The following is a 1,245-nucleotide window of genomic DNA, read 5'->3' as shown; positions in this document are numbered from 1 at the left end:
AGCCAAGGCCGTCGACGACATGGTCATGGTGCTGCAAGGCAATCCGGAAGAGCTGGAAGCGCGCGGCGAACGCAACCAGCAGCCGCCATTCAACACCGACGATCTGTTCTTTGCGATCTTCATAAGCATCTGGGCGATCATCTTCTTCGGCAGCATCGCCGCCTCCATCCTGCCACCGATCTTCGGCCGGAAACTCGGTCCTGGCCGCTATCGCTGGCTGGGCATGACCTTCGAGCCGAACCGGCGGTCTTCCGGCGGCTGGTCGGGAAGTTCTGGCGGGGGATGGTCATCGGGTTCAGGCGGCGGCGGCTTTTCCGGCGGCGGTGGCTCGTCCGGCGGCGGCGGCTCATCGGGAAGCTGGTGACGACATGACAAGACGCGCCATCTGTCCCCCAGGTTCCGGCCATTTTGCCGCGACGGTCGGCGCTGCTTTGGCGGCCATGGCGGTGCTGCTGGTCGGCTTCACCGCTCTCGCCGCCGAATTGCCTGTTCTGACCGGGCGGGTTGTCGATAATGCCGATATCATCGATGCCGCGACCGAGGCGGCGCTGACCCGGAAGCTTGCGGATTTCGAAGCCAAGAGCTCTGACCAGATCGTCGTCGCGACGGTTCCTAGCCTCGACGGCGAGGTGATCGAGCCCTACGCCAATCGTCTGTTTCGCGCCTGGAAGCTCGGCCAGGCCGGCGAGGACAATGGCGTGCTTTTGCTGGTCGCCAAGAACGACCGCAAGATGCGCATCGAGGTCGGCTACGGGCTGGAAGGCACGCTGACCGACCTGCACACGAGGTTGATCATCGAAAACGACATGGTGCCTGCATTCCGCGCCGGCGACTTCTCCGGCGGCATCAGCAAGGCTGTCGACGACATGGTCATGGTGCTGCAAGGCAATCCGGAAGAGCTGGAAGCGCGCGGCACCCGCAATCCGGCCGACAGCAATTCTGTCGATCCCATTGTCGCACTGTTCATCATCGTGTGGGCGATGCTGTTCTTAGGCGGCCTGGCGATGGCTTTCCTGCCGCCGATCTTCGGCACAAAGCTGTCGCCGGGCGTGTATAAATGGCTGGGCATGACATTTCGTTATGGCCAAAGATCGGGCCGCTATGGCCAAAGGTCGGGTTCCGCGTCCTCGGGCGGCGTCTGGACAACCGGCACCGGCAGCGGCTGGTCGTCGGGCCGTTCCGGTGGCGGCTGGTCGTCGGGCGGCGGCGGCGGCGGGTTTTCGGGCGGCGGCGGCTCGTCCGGTG

The 1,245-nt window shown here is 64.7% G+C and carries 1 protein-coding gene and 1 pseudogene; both read left to right on the top strand.

The genetic code is table 11. From position 1 onward, the window contains the following. Positions 1-364, top strand: a pseudogene (locus EOA86_RS35195) (hypothetical protein); the annotation flags it as partial. A gap of 4 nt (positions 365-368) precedes the next feature. Next, the coding region (locus EOA86_RS35190; protein WP_164892350.1) for a YgcG family protein at positions 369-1,245 on the top strand (877 nt) is incomplete at its 3' end.

Origin of the sequence: Mesorhizobium sp. M5C.F.Ca.IN.020.32.2.1 (assembly GCF_004023105.1) — a bacterium.
Lineage (GTDB): Bacteria > Pseudomonadota > Alphaproteobacteria > Rhizobiales > Rhizobiaceae > Mesorhizobium > Mesorhizobium wenxiniae.
Note: the sequence above shows the minus strand (reverse complement) of the source record. Positions and strands in the feature narration are given on the sequence as shown.